Source organism: Paenibacillus sp. HGH0039 (assembly GCF_000411255.1).
Classification (GTDB): domain Bacteria; phylum Bacillota; class Bacilli; order Paenibacillales; family NBRC-103111; genus Paenibacillus_F.
In genome coordinates, this window is the sequence record NZ_KE150413.1 from 644,988 (window position 1) to 665,111 (window position 20,124).

13 protein-coding genes are annotated in these 20,124 nt (G+C 56.5%); 7 read left to right on the top strand and 6 right to left on the bottom strand.

Annotated features, from left to right (window positions below; all coding sequences use genetic code 11):
• Window positions 1-183 precede the first annotated feature (183 nt).
• Genes HMPREF1207_RS17215 through HMPREF1207_RS29875 form a run of 3 tightly spaced genes read right to left on the bottom strand, consistent with a single transcriptional unit; the run spans window position 184 to window position 3,055 of the window.
• On the bottom strand, window positions 184-1,977 hold the full coding sequence (locus HMPREF1207_RS17215) for a hypothetical protein (protein ID WP_016423841.1): 1,794 nt from the start codon (window positions 1,975-1,977) through the stop codon (window positions 184-186).
• Window positions 1,974-2,912, bottom strand: a complete 939-nt coding sequence (locus HMPREF1207_RS17220; RefSeq protein ID WP_009672051.1) for a hypothetical protein — start codon at window positions 2,910-2,912, stop codon at window positions 1,974-1,976. The genes HMPREF1207_RS17215 and HMPREF1207_RS17220 overlap by 4 nt, the downstream gene beginning before the upstream one ends.
• A complete protein-coding gene (locus HMPREF1207_RS29875; protein WP_009672229.1) occupies window positions 2,909-3,055 on the bottom strand; it encodes a hypothetical protein in 147 nt (48 codons plus the stop codon). Before HMPREF1207_RS29875 ends, HMPREF1207_RS17220 begins: the two co-directional genes overlap by 4 nt.
• A gap of 214 nt (window positions 3,056-3,269) precedes the next feature.
• Here HMPREF1207_RS29875 and HMPREF1207_RS17225 point away from each other — a divergent pair, with 214 nt between their 5' ends.
• The 7 genes from HMPREF1207_RS17225 (at window position 3,270) to HMPREF1207_RS17255 (ending at window position 17,656) form a co-directional block, all read left to right on the top strand.
• On the top strand, window positions 3,270-5,024 hold the full coding sequence (locus HMPREF1207_RS17225; RefSeq protein WP_036740175.1) for a vWA domain-containing protein: 1,755 nt from the start codon (window positions 3,270-3,272) through the stop codon (window positions 5,022-5,024).
• A gap of 64 nt (window positions 5,025-5,088) precedes the next feature.
• Complete coding sequence (locus HMPREF1207_RS17230; RefSeq protein ID WP_009672056.1) at window positions 5,089-8,478, top strand: tubulin-like doman-containing protein; 3,390 nt, start codon at window positions 5,089-5,091, stop codon at window positions 8,476-8,478.
• Window positions 8,479-8,813: 335 nt separating this feature from the next.
• The gene (locus HMPREF1207_RS17235; RefSeq protein ID WP_009672270.1) at window positions 8,814-11,381 is read left to right on the top strand and encodes a hypothetical protein; all 2,568 of its coding nucleotides are present in this window, start codon (window positions 8,814-8,816) and stop codon (window positions 11,379-11,381) included.
• 58 nt (window positions 11,382-11,439) lie between these two features.
• Complete coding sequence (locus HMPREF1207_RS17240) at window positions 11,440-12,723, top strand: vWA domain-containing protein (RefSeq protein WP_009672202.1); 1,284 nt, start codon at window positions 11,440-11,442, stop codon at window positions 12,721-12,723.
• A gap of 122 nt (window positions 12,724-12,845) precedes the next feature.
• Window positions 12,846-13,481: a hypothetical protein gene (locus tag HMPREF1207_RS17245; protein WP_009672266.1), complete on the top strand. Its 636-nt coding sequence runs from the start codon at window positions 12,846-12,848 to the stop codon at window positions 13,479-13,481.
• Window positions 13,482-13,493: 12 nt separating this feature from the next.
• Complete coding sequence (locus HMPREF1207_RS17250; protein WP_009672161.1) at window positions 13,494-14,759, top strand: TRAFAC clade GTPase domain-containing protein; 1,266 nt, start codon at window positions 13,494-13,496, stop codon at window positions 14,757-14,759.
• Window positions 14,759-17,656 carry a GAP1-N2 domain-containing protein gene (locus HMPREF1207_RS17255; RefSeq protein WP_009672117.1) on the top strand — a complete coding sequence of 966 codons (2,898 nt, stop codon included), beginning with the start codon at window positions 14,759-14,761 and terminating at the stop codon, window positions 17,654-17,656. Before HMPREF1207_RS17250 ends, HMPREF1207_RS17255 begins: the two co-directional genes overlap by 1 nt.
• Window positions 17,657-17,786: 130 nt before the next feature.
• On the opposite strand, the gene HMPREF1207_RS17260 is transcribed toward HMPREF1207_RS17255, so the two are convergent.
• The 3 genes from HMPREF1207_RS17260 to HMPREF1207_RS17270 all read right to left on the bottom strand — a co-directional run bounded on the left by HMPREF1207_RS17260 (window position 17,787) and on the right by HMPREF1207_RS17270 (window position 20,117).
• Window positions 17,787-18,380: a YdeI/OmpD-associated family protein gene (locus HMPREF1207_RS17260; protein ID WP_009672070.1), complete on the bottom strand. Its 594-nt coding sequence runs from the start codon at window positions 18,378-18,380 to the stop codon at window positions 17,787-17,789.
• Window positions 18,381-18,806: 426 nt separating this feature from the next.
• Window positions 18,807-19,241 carry a TIR domain-containing protein gene (locus HMPREF1207_RS17265; protein ID WP_009672079.1) on the bottom strand — a complete coding sequence of 145 codons (435 nt, stop codon included), beginning with the start codon at window positions 19,239-19,241 and terminating at the stop codon, window positions 18,807-18,809.
• A gap of 27 nt (window positions 19,242-19,268) precedes the next feature.
• Window positions 19,269-20,117 (bottom strand): glycine betaine ABC transporter substrate-binding protein, encoded by an 849-nt coding sequence (locus HMPREF1207_RS17270; RefSeq protein ID WP_016423842.1) that lies wholly within the window; start codon window positions 20,115-20,117, stop codon window positions 19,269-19,271.
• Window positions 20,118-20,124 lie beyond the last annotated feature (7 nt).

The following is a 20,124-nucleotide window of genomic DNA, read 5'->3' on the forward strand; positions in this document are numbered from 1 at the left end:
TGATGAGTCCTACAAGGCTGACTTTATACGGACAGCTTTCAGCTCAATAAACAAACAAAAGGACATTTCCCCGTCTTTAGACGGGGGAATGTCCTTTGCCGTTGTTTTAACATGGATAAAGAAGTTCAAATGATATAAATCCGGTCGGTTCCGAGCCGCCACTTTTTCAGCGTACGCCCGGAATCACTGTTCGATATGGCTCACATTGATTTTGTACGCTTGCACGGAGCGGTCGCCCTGAAGAATCTTCGTCTCGCCGGTATAGGTGCCCGTAACGACCGCATTGCCGGGCTTCCAGGAGAACTTGCCGGTCAGCAGGACGTACAGGCCGTCCATCTCCGCCACGGCCGTTCCGCTGCCGGTCCGGGTAATCGCCAGAGGCAGGCGGACAACCGTTTCCGCCTGCTGCTGCGGGAGCTCGGACGGCTGGATGTCCTTCGCTTCGAGGGAAGGGTCCGGCAACTGCTGCGGGACTTCCGCCAGCGCGTACTGCTTTCCCTGAAGCTTGTAGACCGCTTCGGCGCCGCCACCCGCCCCGGCGGGATTGCGGACGAGCAGCACGCCCGCGCTCTGCAGCTTGTAGCCGTCGGCTTCCACGTCGAGCAGCACGTTCAGGCCGGAGGCGTCCACTTCGTAAGCGGTATAGCGGGCATTGCGTGTGCGGGACTGGCTCTCCAGCATCACGACCGGGAGCTTGCCCGCGCCGAGCCCGTCGGCGAAGGAGACGGCCTTGACGGCCAGCCCGCCGCCGATCTCGCCTTCCGTCGAGACGACCGAGCCGTCGGCTTGCAGGCGCGCCGTCACCAGCGTCCCGCGGTCGGTTACGCCGGCGGCGATCGCTTCGGAGCCCCAGAGTCCCTTGGCTCCGGCGGTCTGCACGAACCGGACGTTGTCCTTCGCCTTCGCCAGAAGGACGCCGGGCTCGGCCGCCATCCACCGGATCTCGGTCTGGCGGATTTCTTTGCCCGTATCCTTGTAGTCCCCGAGCACTTTGTACAGCGCGATCGCGTCCGCAAACTTGCCTGCGGAAGCAAGCTGCTCCGCTTTGGCCGTCTGCTTGCGCAAGGACGATTGAATAAAGGCATTCACTTTAGAGGAAGAGCCGGAGAGCTCTTTCAGATTTTGGAACGTTTTCGCATGAGTCAGAAAGCCGGGTACGTCGTTGGCATCCAGCAGCCGGGTCAGCGTGCTCTGCACATAGGTTTCCGCTTTAGGGAGCACCCAGACTGCCTCCACTTTGCGTTCCGAGTAGAACTGGCGGATCCGGACGATTTCTCCGAGCGCCTCTTCGAAAGATTTCTGATTGAAAATCGTCTGGAGCCGAGCCGTATCGTATTTTTGGAAAAGGGCGTTCAAATCTTTTCGTTTGGTTTTCTCGTCTTTATAGACGGAAGCCGGAAGCTGAAGCAGCAGAGACATGGCGGATTCGCCTTCCTGCGCCGAGGCGCCGTTTCCCTGCTGGAGCAAGGCCGTAAGCGACTTCTTCGCTCCCGCCAAGGCGGCGGCAAACTGCTCGTCCAGCTTGTAGGCGTCCGTCAGCTCGCCGAAGCGTTTTTTGGCGGATTCGTCTGCGGTGGCGACTTCCGTTTTCTTGGCCTGATAGGCCGCATAAGCCTGCAGCAGCCGGGCCTGTTCCTGCGAGCCCCCGTTGGTCACGGCGATTTCGGAAGCCAGCGAGGCGAACAGGCGCTTCAATTCGGTAACGGGACGCAGGGCGGACAGGGCGGCGCCGATTTCGTCATTTTTATAATCGAAGGTTGAAATATCCCGGGCCAGCATGTAGAGGTTCTCCGCTTCGACATCGCGGCCTGCGGCTTGTTCGGCGGCGGCCCGGGCGTACAGGTCGGTCTTGTGCCAGACGCTGTAACCTTTGTATCCCGCCAGGCCCAGCATGAGGACCAGCAAGAGAATGGCTCCGTTTCTGTAACGGATGGACCGGTGGTACGTAGAACCTAGCATAACGTGCAGTCCTTTCATAGGAAGCCCTCGAATTCGGGATCGTCCCCGTATTTACGGGCGGCCGTTTCAAGTACTTTCTGCCGCAGCTCGGGAGCCCGGTCCGGGCTCTCCTTCATCAGCCGGCACAGCCGCAGGAACCGTTCGCGGGGCAGCTCGTCCACGAAATCGTAAAGGAGGGAAGCATACTCGAATGCGTACTCCTTCACGCGCAGCGCGGCTGCGGCAACAAGGGCGAGCGTCGCCCGCCCTTCCAGCATCCCGCCGATCTGGACGCGGTATTTCTGCACATAATCGAGGGTGTCGCGCTGCACCAGGCCCGGATTGACTTTGGCCGCTTCGTACAGGTAAGCGATGAAGCCGGGCTCGAACTCATCGGGGATGAGCGTGCCCAGTTCCAGCTCCATATCGCTGCGCAGAATAAACCGGTTCAGGCAGTACACCTTGAGGTTGCGGATATGGCTGCCGGTAATGAGGGTGCCGATTTCCCTCAGCTTCTCGTAGGCGGACTTGAAATCCCCGTCCTCCATATCGGAAGCGGCGTCGTCGACGTCCAGCAGGATGCCTTTGCGGATCGCCCGGTTTTCGCCGAGCAGAAGCTTGCGCAGCGTGGCGTTCATCAGCGCCTCGGCGTATCTTCTGCGCAGGAGCGCGTAGACGGCGATGAGCAGAACTCCCGCTCCGGCCGCCAGAGCCATCTCCTGGAAAGTGCGGGCGAGATAGAAGGCGGCGCAGGCGATCGCGGCCAGAATGAGAGCATCCCTCTGGATATTGCGTCTGAGCACGGAAGAGACGATGTCCCCGATGGACAGGAATTTCCGCTCGGCTCCGCATGAAAGGCAGTTATCGTGCCAGAGCACGGAATAAGCGCCGCAACGCGTACACTGTTTTAATCGTTCATAAGTATGTACGGTTTGACGGGCTTTGCGGAGCTCTATCGGAATTTTGCCGCTCATGAGGGATCACCTTCGTTCAGCTCGTTCATAAATTCCCGGTCGATGCTCTCGGAAGTCAGGGCCGCGCGTTTCGCGGAGGCCCACGTCAGCCAGCGGATCAGGACGAAGAGGACCAGAAGGGCAAGAACAATTATCGTCAGCATAGCTTTCTCCTATCGGACAATTTCATAAATTTGCCGGATTTTTAGGTTCCGGACCCCCGTAAAAGTGGAATTAGCTTCTTGAAAAAGTTAAGATGTGAATGAGATGTTCAAACATTCTACCACCTTTTACATTTTACTACAAAAGAAGCGCGGACGGCTCTCAACGCCTGCCGCCGTGCGTAAACTTACAAGCTTTGGAGGAAACGATCCCGTGATGAAATTACAACGATACGCTTATATGGCTCTGGCATTGCTGCTGCTTGTCATGGCGGTGCCGGGCGGAGTCTTCGCGGCGGATGCCGCTACCGATACGAAGATCGATGCCGTTCTCGCTGCGGACGTCAGCACTTCTATGAACGAAAGCGACGTCAATAAAGTTAGCTACGAAGCGATGAAAATGTTTGTGGACATGGCTTCCGTACAGGGAGACAAGATCGGCGTGGTCGCTTATACGGACCAGATTTTGAGAGAGAAGGCGCTGCTTAAGATCAATAATGCCGGCGACAAGAAAGATTTGAAGACCTTTATCGACCAGCTGACGCGCGGGCCGTATACGGACGTGGCGGTGGGACTGAGCGAAGCGGTGAAGGTGCTGGAATCCGGCGCGGAACAGGGCCATGTGCCCCTGATTGTGCTGCTGACGGACGGCAACAACTCTCTGAATCCCGGCAAATCGCAGGCGGATTCGGACAAAGTGCTCGGCGAAGCCGTGCAGAAAGCCAAAGACAAGGGCATCCCGGTTTACACCATCGGGCTGAACGCGGACGGTAAGCTGAACAAGGACAAGCTGGAGTCGGTTTCCAAGGAAACGGGCGGCAAACTGTTCGTCACCAGCTCGGCGGAAGATCTGCCGAAAATTTTGAGCGAAATTTATGCGAGTCATCTGAAGCTGAAAGTCGTTCCGCTGAACGGCTTTACGGCAAACGGCCAGTTTCAGGACGTGAAAGTAACTATCCCGAACGGAAGCGTCCTGGAAGCGAACATCTCCATTATGTCGGGCAAACCGGTGGAAGCCAAGCTGCTCGATCCCAAAGGCAAGGAGCAAAACATTCCGTCCGACAAAATCGTCTATACTTCGTCAAACGCCTATTCGCTGATCAAAATATTGAATCCCGCGCAGGGCGACTGGACGCTTAAGATAAAAGGGGTTCCGCAGGAAAAAATCGATATCAACCTTGTGTACAACTACGATGTGCAGGTCGTGCTGGACGCGCAGCTCCCCAAAACGGCTAAAGCCGGCGACAGCATCGCCGTCAAGGCTCACTTGGAATCGGGAGGCCAGAAGGCGGCCGACGCCGAGCTGTACAAGAATGCCAAGGCTTCGCTGGTCGTCACCGATCTGGACACGAAGCAGACGTCCGAAGCGCCTTTGACGCTTACCGACAAAGGCATCGAAGGCAGCTGGAAGGTTGCGGATTCCCACGCTTACGAAGTGAAGGTGAAGGTGGAAAGCGCCAACTTCACGCGTGAATCCGCACCCGCCTCCGTTTCCGCCAAAAGCGGCGGCGCCTCCTCTTCGGGAGAGGCGTCCGGCGATAAAGGCGTCAATTGGGTGAAAACCGGCTCGTGGATCGCCGGAGTGGTTGTCCTGCTGGCGGCCGCCTTGTTCGGACTCGCTTTTTGGAAGAAAGCGAACAAGGGCTTTTTCGGGCAGCTGGTCGTGGAGATCAAGGACGAAGAGACCGGGGAGCGGACGAACCCGCAGTACAAGAAGCTCAGCGGCTTCAAGGGCAAGGTTCAGCTCCACCAACTGCTTTCTCTTGCGCCGGAATTTGCGGAAACGAAAGGCATCGTCTTCAAGCCGGGCCCGAACGACACGCTTCTTCTGTTTAACGAGTCCGCTTGCACCATCGAGAAAGGCGGCCGGGTGTTCGATGCCGCGAAAGGCAAAGAGGTCAAGAAAAACGACCGCATCCGCGTGACGGTTCCGAATATCCAGAAGTCCGTTTCGCTGGAATATCTGAAATAAGAAGCTAAATAAGCCAATGCTTGAAATCCAATAAAAATATGCACCACATGGGGGGCCTTTAGATATGAAAGCAACAGTCAGGGAACATATCCAGCAGCTCGACGTCTCTCTCGGCGGCGGGATTATCAGCGATAAAATCCGCGTCGACACGATCGACAACCCGATGCTCGTCATCGGCCTCGGCGGTACGGGCATCGATGCGCTGCTGCGCCTGAAATACCAGATCAACCGGCGATTCAAGCTGCCGGAAGATCCTTTTACGAAGAAAAAGAAAGAAAAGCCGAACAACGTCGAATTTCTTGCGATTGAAACGAACGAGCACGACCGCAACAAGAAATACAAGGGCATCGGGCTCGATCCGCTGACGGAATTCGTGCTCCTGTCCAATGCCGAGATCGGCAGCGTGCTGCAGAACCGCAGCATCCTGGAGCCGTACATCAAGGAATGGCTGTCGCCGGAGCTGACGATCACCGACGGCATCAACGGCGCTTCGGGCGTCCGCCAAGCGGGCCGTCTGCTACTGTTCACGAAGATCGTGCAGGTGGTGCAGACGCTGGAGCGCAAGATCAAAACCTTGTCCATCGGCACGAACAAAAAGCTGATGGTGTTCATTCTGACCGGCCTGTCCGGCGGTACGGGAAGCGGCTGCTTCCTCGACATTTCGTACATTGTCCGGGGCATTCTGGAGCGCGATTACGGCTCCGCGGGCGTGGACAAGGTCAGCCTGCTCGGCTATTTGTTCACGCCGGACGTGAACCTGGCGAACAAGAGCCTGACCGAGCATTCGCGCGAGTATATCAAGAAGAACGGCTACGCGGCGCTCAAAGAACTCGACTACTGGATGAACGTCGACGAGCGTACGGAACGCTTCAAGCAGCAGTACGCGAATATCCTGACGGTCAATTCGCCGATGCCGCCTTTCAACCTGGCGCACCTCATTTCGGCGACCAATCTGGAAGGCAAGCTGCTGGAAAACGCGTACGACTACTGCATGAACGTAACGGCGGAGAATATCACCAACTTCATGGCAAGCGAGGACAAGCAGTCCGGCGAAGAATTTGCCATTCACGACTATATCAGCAACATCCGCACGAACATCAACCAGATGCCGAAGGCGTACGCCGCCAACTACCAGTACAACATTCTGGGGGCTTCTTCGGCGGTGCTGCCGATCGAGGAAATGACCACCTATCTGGCGTACAAAGTCTTCAAGCGGATGGAAAAAATGTTCGACGCCGGCCCTTCGCAGGAAGAGGTCGAGAAGCTCGCGCACAAGCTGGGCCTTGATCCCGATTCGCTGCACCGCGAGTTCGACAAACGGGTGCCGGAGCCGATCCCGGGCTACCAGAACAGCGAGCGGCTCAGCTATTCGAACGTGATCAAGCAGCAGGTCGTGAACATCGACACCGAGCTGGAGCAGAGCTTCTTGTCCCGGGCGCGCGAAGAATACATCAAATCCCGCAAGCAGCTGCCGGGGCAGGTGAAGGAAGGCTTCTCCGAGCAGGTGACGAAAATATTCCGCAATCCGGAGCAGGGGCCGTTTTACGTGTCCCGGATTATTTTGCAGGACAAAGGTTTCTGTCTGCTGAAGCTCATTTCTTCCTATATCGAATCGCTTAAGGAAAGCTTGTACCGCATTCCGCGGGACATCCAGGCGGCCGAGGAAAATTCCGAGCAGAAAATGACCGAAGCGCGCAGCGCGTTCATTTCCAAGGACCGGAAGAAAGACGCTTACATCGAAGCGAAAATTCAGGAGTATCTTCTGCACGCCGACCGTGAACGGATGGAGCAGATGATCGAGTTTTACGAAGATCTGTACAATCTGATCAACCAGGAAAACTCCCGTATTTATCTTGTATTTACGGAGCTTCTTTCCGAACTCAACAAAATTTTCGAGAAAAACGGCGATATCCTCACAAGAGGCGACGAGGAAATCGACCACAAAGGCAACCGCACGTACTACTGGAACGTGGTCAGCGTTCCCGACATCGCGAAGCTGATCGGCCAGGTGACGGAGGACCGCAATGCGGACGAACTGATCCGCGATTTCACGAACGAGCTGCTGGAGAAGTCCAACCAGTGGATCAAGGAACAGGAGGTCGATGTCATCGGCTCCGTTTCCGAGTTCCTGACGGATCACTTCGGCGAGCTGATCACGAAATCGATGGAAGAGTATCTCGTCATCAAGTACGGCCACGAAGATTCCATCGAGAAGCTGGTGGAAGGCCGCATCGCAAGCCGCTTGTACGAGGAAGCGAAGCCAGTGTTCCATCTGACGAACAGCTCGGGTCATTTCAACTTCCCGTCCTGGGGATTCGTCTCGGTTCCGGTCCAGGCCCCGAACATTTTCAAGGGCATCCGCAACTTCCAGGACAACGCGATTGCGAACTCGCGCTTTACGATTAAAGAAAGCGAAGTGAAGAACCGGATTTTCTGGCTCAATACCCAGAACGGAATTCCGCTCTTCCTGTATACGCCGCTTAAAGTATATGAAGAAAGCTACGAGAGAACCATTCTCGAGCCGGAAGGTATCGGACGTCACCTCGTGCAGACGGACCGCATGAACTGGACGTATCTGCCGTCTCCGATTCCCGAGAAATCCTGGGGCGAGACGTATGAGAACGGACGCGTCAAGACCTACAACGCGAGTGTCCGCAGCTTGTTCGACCGCGCCGCGGATTACCGCTCCGTCCGCCTGAAGGGTGAAGACAGCGGAACGATCAACCGTTACGAATGCGTGCTGACGAAGCCGTTCGATGTCGAAGCGTTCCTCTCGGCTTACAATCTCCAGCTGAATTCTCAGCGTCCGAACTTCGGCGAGCTGCAGCGCTGCGTCAACGATCTGAAGGCCCTTCTTCAGACGGGGTTGGAGGCGGACCGCAGCAAAGATATCTTCGGCAGTGTCAACGAAGAGCTGGCGAAGGAAAATCTCATCCGCTCTCCCGAACTGCTCAAGCAGGTAAGGGAAGAGGTGCGCAAGTACGACAGCATCGTCCGCAAAATCGGTGAGCTGGAGCAGGCCCTCAGCGCCCACCAGGACGAGGAAAAATTCGTCGCGCATTATATCGAAGCGATGTACACGTCGGCGATCGCCAAGAAGGGCGCTCTGTATGTCTACGACCACGATGCGGACGAAGATCCTTGGGAACCGTTCGTGAATCTCATGCAGACGAACAAATTCGTCGAATACGAGATTTACAGCAAAATGCGCGCCCTCGACGCCAAGCGGCTCAGCCTGCTGCAGCGCAAATCATCCAGACGCAGCCAGGAGATGATCGCTTCCGAAGATATCTCGGGACTGGTGGAGACGCTGCGCGGCATGGCGGCCTCTTATCAGGAGGCCAAATCGGCGCTCGATTACGACCGTTCTGAATATGCGGCCGGGGAAGACATGTACCAGTTCTACAAGCTGGTGGCGGGCAAAGTAAACGACATGGTGAAAAGCTTGAAGTAGCGCAGTGAAGGTTAGTATCAAGCAGAGACAAATCAGCGGAAATTTAGCCGGAAACATCACGTGAAGGCAGCAGGGAAATTAGCGGGAAATACACTGCCATGATTGCGGAAGTACCGCGATTTTCCCTAAGAAGTGCCGTGAAGACCGTGAAGTGCGGCGAAGTGCCATAAAGAAAAATCTGTAAGAATTACCGTAAGGAATACTGTGAGAAATACTGTGAGAAATACGCGGAAGTTTCGCGGTTATTCCGCGGATAAAAGGATGCAGGCGGGACGGCGTGTTCACACGAACCGTCCTTCTCTGCCATAACGCCTAAGGATAGGAGTGAGGAAACCATGCGGGAGAAATTGGTGGCGTTCGCAAACGAATATGCCGCGGAAACGGACAGCACGGGTTTGGACGGAGATGAGCAGCGCAGCATTCACCATCCGCTCGTTTTTCTGTTCCTGGGCGATAAATCGGCGGAAGCCCTGCAGACGATGGCGGAAATCAACAACCGCAGGTGGAACAACAGCACGGGGGTGGTTTATCTCCATGTCGGAACGGAACGGTCCGGCGAAGAGTCCGGCAAGCAGCATACGGAGCAGGAGAGCGGGACGCCGCGGGATTGGCGGCAGGCCGATCCGCAGAGTGCGGAGGAGCGTTCCGGACATGCCGCCGCCTCTGACTATAGAGGCCAGCCCGGCAGCGAGAGAAGCCGACCGGACGGAAGTGATCCCGGCGGCCTGCATGCCGGTAATATCTACACCTGGACGCTGCCTGTCCCGGGAAATAATCCGCGCTCGGCAAGGCCGGACCTCCACGACAGCTTCCGTTCCAACCGGGAAAAGCTGCTGGAGCTGAACGTTCTGCTGCGCAGAATGAACAGCCGGATTTCCGAATTCGGCAGGCTGTACTCGAATCTCCAAAGGCTGAACATTGCGGTCGTCACCAGGCTCGACGACCCCTGCAACGTGCTGCTGCCGGAGCTGACCGCGCTCATGGAGACGATCTTCGGCGAGCATTTCCGCTCCGTGATCGTGGACCTGTACGGGCTGCTTGAAGAGAAGCAGGTCGGGGAGGAATTCGCTCTCCGCGCTTCCATGAGTTTCAGCTTCCTCAGGGAGCTGGACGTGCTGCAGAGCAGGGACTATACCTTCTCGAGCCCGCTTCAAGTGACGGGCGAAGGCATTACCCTTCCCGCTCAGCACGGCCCTTCCCCGCTTTTCGACACGGTCTATCTCTTGAGCGACAAGGATGAGCGGGGCATTTTTACCGAGAACGGAATGAAAGGCGGCTACGAAACGATCAGCTCGCTGAATTTGCTGAAATACCGGCATATCAAAGCCGAGAACGAAGGCGATTCGTCCAAGGCGGGCACATACAATCACCAGCATTTCAAACAAAACATAGCGCCGCCCGGAGAAGAAGGCGTCGGCTACGTATCGGCCGGCTATTCCAGAGTGAGTCGTCCGAATCAGGCGATCGCCCTGACCGTCCTGTATCATCTGTACCGCCATGTGCGGGAGAAGATGGAAGAGAACGTCCAGGGCGGCGCCCGGCTCCTGCCCGATCTGATCTCCATGGAGCCCCAGTTGTGGGACCGTGAGGTCGAATCGGTCGTGCCGGGACGCGAGCAGGCCGTGGAGGAGATGTACGGGCTTATGCACGACCCGGTTTCTTACGGGGAGCTGAAGTCGATGTCCTTGAAGGAGGCGGAGCTTGCGTTGTTTCAGGACAGCGCCCGCCGGTTTTTCGACATGAACGTCCGGCAGAGAGCGGAGGCGGCCTTCGCGGAACGCGGCTTCGCCAAGAGGCTGGAGCGCATCGTGAAGGAGCGCATTGTAGAGGACCCGGCTTACGGGTACTACGCTCTGAACGGCTGGCTGGCGGAGGAAGGCGGCGCCGGAAGCCGGAGTCTGCCGGGCGAACTGAGGCAGCAGCTGAAGGACGCGGCAAACCGGGCCGAGCAGCTCCGGGGCGAGCTGGACAATTTTTACGGCGAACGCGTGGACCGGCAGCCGATAGGCAAAGGCTCGCTGTTCGGCTGGAAATCCGACAAGGCCTCGGTCAAGAATCTGATCCGCTACCTGCTGGATGAAGCCTACGGCCTAAGACGCGACCTGCTCGTTCTGGAACTGAAGCAGAAGCTGATGACGGCCTACCTCGACAAGCTCGAGGAGCTGAGGGAGCGGGCGGCCGCGGCCGTCCGGCAGATGGACAACCTGGAGAAGCTTCTGCGCGATACGAGCCGCAGCGGAATTACGGCGGCGAGCGACTATCTGGGCCGCAACATCAACGAGTATTACGAACACGTGGTGAAGCAGATTTTGACGGAGATGGAAGGGCGCAGAGAGAGCCGGTTTTATTTCGACGAACGGTTCCTGGGGAACGTTTCCGTGGAAATCGACCGGGATGCCGGGCAGTGGCTTCGGAAACTGATGGCTGCGGCCCGCCGGGACGTGCTCGTTCATCCCCTTTTCCATCAGACGTTCGAGGCGGAGCTGCTGGAGCGGGCCAATGTCGCCGCGAGCTACGACAACCGGGACGTGCTTTCGAAGGAAGACCTTTTCCGAGATCTTTATACGACGCTTGAAAACGAAGCCGCGATCCGGATCGATGTGTATCATTCCACCCACCGCAACCGTCATGAAGAAAAGTACTTTTTCGGCGATTCGCGGAGTGAATTTATCCAATATGCGTTTGCGGTTGACGGCGGAAGCCGGACGTACAAGCTCGGCTGCGTGCACGAGAAGAAACCGGGCGGGATCGAAAAGCTCCGGCTCATGGGCGGCTTCAGGCTGGAGGATTTGATGGTGTACCGGAACAGCAGGCGCTATTACGAGACGTACACGGAGAACGGCTATCGCTTTCACAGCATGGAACTGCCCGAAACAGGAACGGACAGCACGAAGCTTTCATAAGGACGGCTAGTTGACAGCACTCTGCTCGTAGGGCAATAAAGAAAAGAGGGGGAGACCTGTGAAACAGAGAAAATGGAATCCGCTGCTGACCTTATTCAGCGTAATCGGGGGATTCGTCGGGTTTATCGTCGGCGAGTTTATTTTGAGCCGCTGGGAAGGAAGCTGGCATGAAACGGTGCTGATGGGGGTCTATTTCGGGCAGCTGGCCTTGTTTGTCGGCCTGTTCTGCCTTGTGGCGGAAATGATTTCGCCGCAGCTGAACGGAAAAAACTGGCGTCTGCGTTACGCGGGCGACGGCTGGAAGTTTCTCGTTCCGGCCACGCTCGTGATGTTGTTTGCAGCAGGGGCGCTATTTCAAGTCCTGTACGGCTTCCAGGTGCTCGGCACGAAGAAGGCGCCGCAAAACTATGTGCTGGTCATCGACAAATCGGACAGCATGTCACAGAACGATCCGCAGAAACAGAGCCTCCAGGCGGCCAAGTCTCTGATCGGCCGGATGGACGGCAAAAACAGTGCGGCGGTGTTTACGTTTAATGAGGAAACGCAGCTTATCGCCCCGCTGACGAAGCTTGCCGGCTCCGGCCGGGAAGAGATCCGCGGCAAGCTGGACAAGATCGGCGAGCCGACGGGCCAGACGGATATCGGCCGGGCTTTGACGACGGTCATGGATCAGCTGAAGAAGGACGGGGCGGCGGACAGCTCTTCTTCCGTTATCCTGATCTCGGACGGATACAGCGATGTGAATACGACCGAGGTGCTGTCTCCGTTCGTTAAGGCGGGGATCAGCGTCCATACGGTCGGCATCGACGATTCACAAGTGGAAGGCATCCAACTGCTTCAGCGCATCGCCGAGCAGACGGGCGGCTCCTTCCACGACGTGAAGAGCGCGGACCGCATCACGGATGCGTTCGAGCAGATCTACACGGCCCAGCAGCCTTGGCATCTTGCGGGCGAACGCCTCGGAGCCGCCGCTTCGGACGGGTTCCACGCATTCCTGCGGGTGGCGTTTATTCTGCTGATCGGTACGCTGATCGGTCTTTCGCTGGGCATTATTTTCGACAACCGCCATCTTGCGCTCAGCTTTGCCATCGGCGGCACGCTTGCGGGCCTTCTGGCCGGACTTGTGCTGGAAACCGGAATGCCTGGAACGAACATTCCGTTCTTCTACCGGGCGGTGGCGGACATCGTGCTTGCCTTCGTCTTATCGCTGGGGGCTCTGATCATTCCGGTCGGCACGAGCGATTCCCATTCGGGTCTGCGTAAAAATTATCAGCGGGCTCGGCTCGAAGAGGGGCGTTACGGCAGAAAAGACAGCTCGCCGGTCGGCAAGAAGTTCCGCTGAACGACCGGCGGTACATGGACGCCGCAGAGATCAGCCCCTCCGGAACTTAGCGGCACAGAGGGGCCGCAGCGTCGGCGCACGGCATTTAACAAGTAGGCTAGTGATCAAGTGAGGCGATTCGCATGCTATGGGAAGAAATCAACGAAGAGAACCGGATCACGAGGCTGGCTTCGCAGCCGGCGCGTGAAGGGGAGTGTCTGCTGACATGGCAGTGGCCGAAGGAAGTCGGCGCGGTATATGTGTACAGCTTCGAGAGCGGAAGCGAGCAGCCGCCCGAGCAGCTTGCCCCGCATCAGCTCAAGCTGTTTACGCGGGAAGAGTACAAGGCGGCCGGCGGTTACCGCGAGCGCATGGAGTACATCGGAATGCGGGGTTACCGCATTTTCCCGTGCGTCATGAAGGACGGCCGCGTGACTCCGTACCGCCAGACCGGCACGGACAACACCATCCGCGTCAGCGCGGGCAAAGCCCGGATCCGGTATTCGATTAAATACGGAGGCCGGTTGTTCGGCAAATACAAGTCCGCGAAAATTCAATTGTTTTGCGAGATTCCGGTGCCGCAGGAAGCGCTCTGTTACGTGAAGAAAGAAGGCGGCCATCCGGCGGGACGGCAGGACGGCACCGCCTATCCTTTCCGCCGGGATTTCGAGGCGGGCACGCAGACCCTGCCGGAGATCGAAATCGGCAAACACGATTTTCTGCGGCTTTTTTTCACCGATTCCCGTTACGGGGATGTTTATGAACTAATCCAGGAATGAGGAGAGGCGCACATGCTAGGGTATCTGAAAAGTCTTTTCGAAAAAAAGCCGCCCGAGAAAGAGCGGCCGCCTTATTACAGCATCGTCTGCCCGTATTGTTTTAATAAATTCGAGCCGGATGATGTCGTGTTCCGGGCCAGTCATATCAAGGACAACGACGATGATTTTATGCTCCAGGAGGATGAGCGTCTGAACAGCTGGAGGCGCAAGTTCAATTTGTCCGAGGTGGACATGGAGGCCGTTATTCTGCCTTCGACGATTCCCGACTCGTACAAGACGTATATACAGAATGTGCTCGTCGCCGTAACGGACCGTTACGGGGAAACGACCAGACGGCGCCTGTGCCCGTACTGCCATAACGAGCTGCCGATTTCGGCCGGTAAAGTGCCGAGCAATATTATTTCGATCGTGGGCGCTTCGCAGGTCGGCAAGTCCGTCTATATGACCTCGCTGATCCATACGCTCCAGCATACGACGGCTTCGAATTTTAACGCCGCCTGTATGCCGCTGAGCGCGGAAATTTCCCGCAAATTTCGGCAGCACTACCACGAGCCGATCTTCGAACGGGGCAGTATGCTGCAATCGACGAACCCGAACGAACAGCAGGAGCCGTTTATTTTCCAGTTTGTTTTTAAAGATGAGCGCGAGGCTCCGCTGACGATCGTCTTTTTCGACGTGGCGGGCGAGGGCATGGTTCAGAGAGAATACCTCGATATTTATGCGTCTCATATCAAAAATTCCTCCGGCATTCTGTTTCTCGTCGACCCTCTGCAAATCCGGAGCATACGCGATAAAATCCAGATTAATGTCGGCGGGGAGCAGGGCGAATTCGCCAACCGGTACGACGAGCCGCGCGAGGTGGTTATTTCGCTGTTCGAGAATTTTATCGCCCACCAGAGCAATTCCAAGACGGACATCCCGACGGCGATCGTCCTGACGAAGAGCGACATGCTCCAGTATTTGAAGGAAGAAGACAGCGAGTACATCCAGCCGAACAGCAACGTATTCCGCAATGTCGTCCACCAGGGCTATCTCGATGCATCGGAGTTCGAGAACATTAACGGCGAAATCGGCCGTTTTATTGAAAAAGTAGACCGTCCGTTCAAAGACGCGGTGGACGTGTATTTTTCGAATACGGCTTACTTCGCGGTTTCCGCGCTCGGTACCAATCCCGTGAACAAGCAGATTTCGGGCGTCATTAATCCGACCCGGGTCGACGAGCCGTTCATCTGGCTGCTGCATAAGCTGGGCTATATCGCGAGGAGAGATGCGACGTGATGCAGAAAAACATTCAACAGCAGCTGTTTACCCGGGACCGCGAGGGGGTCTTCCGCACAAGCGAAGGGTTCGATACGGTCGCCAAGTCGCCCGGGCTGGACCCTTCTTTTATCAAAACGGCGCTGCATCCCTACTGCGTCTATAAGGCGCCTCAGGAGCTTCTGGAGCGCGGGGAAGAAAACTCCGGGCTGTATCCGGAGTCGGTCGTCGCTTACCACGCGGAGAACGGGGATTTCGTAATCGGGCGCAGCGTCTACGTGGCGACGGACTTTACGGGGCAGCGCAGCGCTTCCTTCACGCACCAGTACGTGATTCCGAAGGAGCGCAAAGAAGCGTTCATCCGCGATCCCCGCCGCATCTTCGGCATCCGCGGCTTCCAGAGCCGCTACGACATCCGGAGCGGCAAGGAAATCCCCGAGCTGGAGGATATCCCGTTCGAGCCGGAAATCCGGGCGGGCGAAGGGGACAAGCTGCTGGAGACGCTTGGGATCGACCGGGAGCTGTTCCGTCAGCTCGTCTTCGCGGTGCTTGCCTCGGTGGCGAACAAGAAGAAAGTGTTCATTTCCCTGAACACGGACATCTCCGAGAGCGCCATCTACGCCAAGCGCCTGCTGGAACTCGTGTACCGCTGCCTTCCTTACGCGGTGCGCCGGCAGCTCGGCTTCATGACCTTCAACAGCGAACCGGAAGCGAAGCAGCATCTGCACGTCGTGTTCACGGAAAAGGGGAGCATCCGGCTGCCCGACCGCAAAATCGAAAAAGATTTCATTTTCGATTTCGCCGGCGGCCGCTTCCTGAACACGGAGCTGCCTGCCCAGGACCACGCGTACTTGGATTACGTGTGGTCTAACCGGAACAATCCGGCTGAGCTGCAGAAGTACTTCGACTTCTGCGACGAAGCGGTCTCCGGGCTGGATACCCAGACCGTGCTGAGCGCCGCAGCCTATTCCCGGCTGTGCGTCCTGTATGAGGTCGAACGCGGCCGCACGGAGCTGTACGAACAGGACCGGGCCGCTGTTATGAACGGGATTCTGTCGTTCTTCACGACCGAATCTTACCCGCGTAAACCGCGCCTGAAGGAGCTGTTCGTCGGTCTTCTCACCCGCGAGGCGTCGGATCGGGACCGCATAGCGGGGGCGGATTACGTGGAAGCCGTTATCCGCTACGAGAAATTTGCCGATCCGCAGGTAAAGGCCCTGATCGTCCGCTGCCTCGGCATCTTCGTCTCGCGGGCCGCCGATGCGGCAGCGGGGGACGGTATCGAGGGCGCTGCTCCGCTGCTGGACCTGCTGGCCGCTTACCCGGCTGTTTTCACCGGAGTATTCGGCGGGCTGATGAAGAACAGCCCTGCCTTAGGCGAGGGCTACATCCGCTATCGGATGAAGCGGGTCAAGTCGGTGCAGGCTTTTACCGGCGAGATCGGCTTCTGGCAGTCGCACAGCGAAGAGCTGATGGGAGAAGAATTGTTCTCCCGGGAGTCCTACGATCCGCTGCGCAGGCTGATGCGGACGGATGTCAGGAAGAAAATTTCCCTGGCTCAGACATTATCCGCGTATTTTGACCAGCTGGGGAAAAATTCACCCGGAGAGAAGAACCGCGGCATCAGGCAGTTCAGCCGGTGGATGAAGCTCGCGGTGCTTCTGGAGCTGGCGGATGACTTGAAGCCGAGCGGCCTCGGCATCGAAGATATCGAGAGCCTGGGGTTTCTGCTCGATCCGGTCAATCCGGATCTATACGGTCAGGCGTCGCGGGATCAGGAAGGAGTTCTTCACGTCTTACAAGCGGCGTACAAAGTGCTGACGCTGGACGGGAAGAAACAGTCCGAAGCGGAAGATGTGATGGCCCGTCTGGACCCTGTCGATTTGGACCGGGCGCAGCTTCTTTTGCAGAAGTTGATGCAAAACGAGGTTACCCCGGCCCGTTTCGGGCAGCTGGTGACGGCTTTCCATAAACCGGGAACCGGAGGAAGTGCGGATCGGCAGCCCGGCTACGATTACGAACGGCTGCTGAATTTTGTGGCCTCGGCCGGGCAGGGAACGGATACGTTTACGGATTTCGCCGCCTGGTCGGCGGAAGATATCCGTTTCCGGGACGAGAAGGGCGCCGTTCATCCGTATTACAAAGCGGCGCTCAGCCGCGCGTTCGATGTGCACGCTCCGCAGGTTTTCCGCAATAAGGCGGTGTCCCGGAAGCTGCTGGAGACCGGCAATCCTTCATTCGCGGCTCTGTTCGAAACCGTCAGACTGCGGCAGTCCGGCAAATGGGCCCGGATTTGGGCCAAAAACAAACGGAAAATCGTGCTCAGGGGCTCCATTTTTCTGATCCTGTTTATCGCCATTATCGCCGTACTTTGGAAGCCGGTATCGGGGTGGATGGCTCCGACTCCGGTCGTTATCGTGGGAGACCTCCAGGAGAAAACCGGCAGCGAGACGGTGACGGTCAAAGCTTCTCTGAAGGAACCCGATAAAAATACAAAGCTGTACGTCAACGACAAGGTTATCGAGAACGGGAGCATCGAGCTGAAACTGAACGAAGGGGAGAATCCCCTTGTGTTCAAAGCGGTGAGCAAATCGGGCAAAGCCTCCGAAACCGTGAGCAAGAAGGTGACCCTGGTGCCGCGGCCCCTGGTGAAAGCGGAACAGCCGCCATTGACGGTGAAAACCGCTAAAGTCACCGTGACGGCTAAAGCGGAGGACGGCAACGATCCGAGCCCGGAAATTTATATTAACGGGCAGCTTGCCGGGACGGGCAGCGTTTCCCAGCAGGTTCAGCTCGTTCCGGGCGACAATCCGATCGAGATCACGGCGAAGAACAAGCTGGGCCGCCTGAGCGAGCCCGTACGTTATACCGTGAAATCGAACCCTGTGCCCGTGGGGCCTCCTGCCGGTTCAAGGTAAGGAGTTTGAGAGAGCAAGCACGCTATTTTTTAGCCAATACGAATAAAAAACGAGCAAGCGCTTATCGCCAAAAGGCGGCCTCATCCGGTTTGGAGGGCCGCTTTTTTATTTTGGCTGCGTTAAATCGATACTAATCATTTAATCCCTTTCCGTCGAGAATTTGCTGCTCATATTTTTCAATCCTCGACACGCGGGTTTTGGATTGTTTGGGTTCGGAAAAATAAAGAATGTATGCTCTTTGTCGTCCGGGCGTCAATGCTTCAAAAGCGGTTTTCAAGGCCGGGATTTCATCGAATTTAGTTTGAAGTTCTTCAGGAATGACGACGTCTGTATTCTTTTTAAAATTCACTTCCAAACCGGCTTTTTCCACTTCAATAGCCTCATGAATATAGGCTTTCAAGATGGTTTCCATCTCAACGATTTCTTGAACAGTAGTGAACCGAATCTGGCGCGCCGCCTGTACATTTTCCGTTTGTCGGATTAGGATGCCATGGGCATCTTTTAACAAGGCGCCTTTGTGAAACAGAAGCGCACAGTATTCTTTGAATCCGTGTATTAAAACGATGTTTTTATTCTGAAACGTGTAGCAAGGATGCATCCACTTAAATTCTTCGGTCAGCCCGCAGTCTAGAACGATCGTTCTCAGCTTCTCATATTCTTCCTTCCATTTTTTTGCCTTACTTAAAAATTCATCAACCTTAGGATTCGTTCTACTAGTTGTCATTAAGGAACACTCCTCTTCCATTTCTCGTTCTCTTTTTATTCGACGTTGTATTTTCGTGCTCCTTGCTATCAAGGCAGCGAAATCATGCCAAGTATTGGTCCAAATAGCTTGTTGCAACCCCATTAAAGGGGTCCGTCCATCTCTTCGGTCGACTAGAGTAGTTATTCCCGTACCGGATAGGTGAATACCCCTGATATGCTGTTTTCTATCCAACTTGAAACTGAAATCGTGAGCGGAATGGTGTGATGATGAAGGCAGAGGGAGAACAAATAACGATACACATCCTTAAAATAAGCTTGATAAATACGGTCTAACGAATACCCGTCCATATTCTCCCTCCTTACTGTATACACGCATCGCACCCGAAAAAGTTACACATAAAAAAACACCACTGTCCCGGAGGACAGTGGTGTTCGGCGTGCGCGCTTATTTTGCGGACAGCTCCAGGATCGCCTGCACGATCGCTTCCGCGTCCCAGCCGACAATCCGGTCGGCATTCTGCTTCACGATCAGGGAAGGTTCTCCCGAATACGGGGGCCGGACGGCTATAAGCGGCTTGTTCATTTCGCTTGTGCCCGCGATGATTTCTTTGTTGATCCACCTGCTGTAGGCAGGACGGTCATCGGCCGGAATGAGCACGGCTTGGCAGTATTTCATCTTGCCGCGCACGGCCTCGTAAAGGGACCGCTCATTATCCGCGTCGGCCGCCGGATGATCTTCCGGCAGCAGAAACGTTTCGAAGCGGAAGCCCCGGCCCCGGTAGGTTTGCAGAAGCGCAACCAACTCGCGGAAGGCTGACCTGTCGTTCCAGGCACAGCTCAGATACAGGCTGGTTTTATACGATTTTGCCGGGGACAGCACATCGTTCGCCTCCTTGGAACCAGGGTTTTATTCGATGCCCTTGATCCAGGCGTTCACCTTGTCGGCGTTCGCGTCGGCCCATTCTTTGGCCGCATCTTCCGGCGATTTGCCTTCCTGGATCGCGACCATCACCTTAGCCATGTCGTCCGGGGTCCATTCGAACTGGTCCAGGAACTTGTAGGCGTTCGGCTGGTCTTCTTTCAACCCTTTGCGGGTGAGCGTGTGAATTTCTTCTTCGCCGCCGTAGACGCCTTTGGGATCGGCCAGATATTTCAGGTCCATCTTGGCGAACATCCAGTGCGGTGTCCAGCCGGTGATGACGATCGGCTTCTGTTCTTTATAAGCTTTTTGCAGCTCCTGAGCCATGGCGGCCGAAGAGCTTTCGACCAGCTTGTAGCCGGAGAGGCTGTAGTCGGCGACCGCTTTTTCCGTGGACATCATAATGCCCGCTCCGGGTTCGATCCCGATGATCTGGTTGTTCAGCGACGCGCTGACATCGGCTTTCTTGAGATCCTCAATCGAGTCGATCTTCATGTAAGCGGGAACAGCCAGTCCCGTCTTGGTGCCTTTCAGGTTCGCGCCGAGATCCTCCACGCTGGATTTATACTTCTCCAGGTAGGAGGCGTGAGTGCCGGGAAGCCAGGCGGCAACCATGGCGTCCGCGCTTCCGTCGGCGATACCGGCCCACATCGGCCCGGCGTCAACCTGGAGCATTTCGACTTTATAGCCCAGCTTGCTCTCCAGGACGTATTTGGCAACGTTCGTGCTGGCAATCTCCGAATCCCAGGCTACATACGCCAGCTTGACGGATTTGCCTTTCGCTCCGCCGCCGGTGGAACAACCGGCGACCAGTGCAACGGCGAGAACGACGGACAACAACAAA

What these genes read in the sequence shown, in the direction of transcription:
- HMPREF1207_RS17215 (WP_016423841.1), bottom strand. Translation starts at nt 1,977, where the DNA reads ATGAAAGGACTGCACGTTATGCTAGGTTCTACGTACCACCGGTCCATC.
- HMPREF1207_RS17230 (WP_009672056.1), top strand. Translation starts at nt 5,089, where the DNA reads ATGAAAGCAACAGTCAGGGAACATATCCAGCAGCTCGACGTCTCTCTC.
- HMPREF1207_RS17255 (WP_009672117.1), top strand. Translation starts at nt 14,759, where the DNA reads ATGCAGAAAAACATTCAACAGCAGCTGTTTACCCGGGACCGCGAGGGG.
- HMPREF1207_RS17225 (WP_036740175.1), top strand. Translation starts at nt 3,270, where the DNA reads ATGAAATTACAACGATACGCTTATATGGCTCTGGCATTGCTGCTGCTT.
- HMPREF1207_RS17250 (WP_009672161.1), top strand. Translation starts at nt 13,494, where the DNA reads ATGCTAGGGTATCTGAAAAGTCTTTTCGAAAAAAAGCCGCCCGAGAAA.
- HMPREF1207_RS17220 (WP_009672051.1), bottom strand. Translation starts at nt 2,912, where the DNA reads ATGAGCGGCAAAATTCCGATAGAGCTCCGCAAAGCCCGTCAAACCGTA.
- HMPREF1207_RS29875 (WP_009672229.1), bottom strand. Translation starts at nt 3,055, where the DNA reads ATGCTGACGATAATTGTTCTTGCCCTTCTGGTCCTCTTCGTCCTGATC.
- HMPREF1207_RS17235 (WP_009672270.1), top strand. Translation starts at nt 8,814, where the DNA reads ATGCGGGAGAAATTGGTGGCGTTCGCAAACGAATATGCCGCGGAAACG.
- HMPREF1207_RS17260 (WP_009672070.1), bottom strand. Translation starts at nt 18,380, where the DNA reads ATGACAACTAGTAGAACGAATCCTAAGGTTGATGAATTTTTAAGTAAG.
- HMPREF1207_RS17245 (WP_009672266.1), top strand. Translation starts at nt 12,846, where the DNA reads ATGCTATGGGAAGAAATCAACGAAGAGAACCGGATCACGAGGCTGGCT.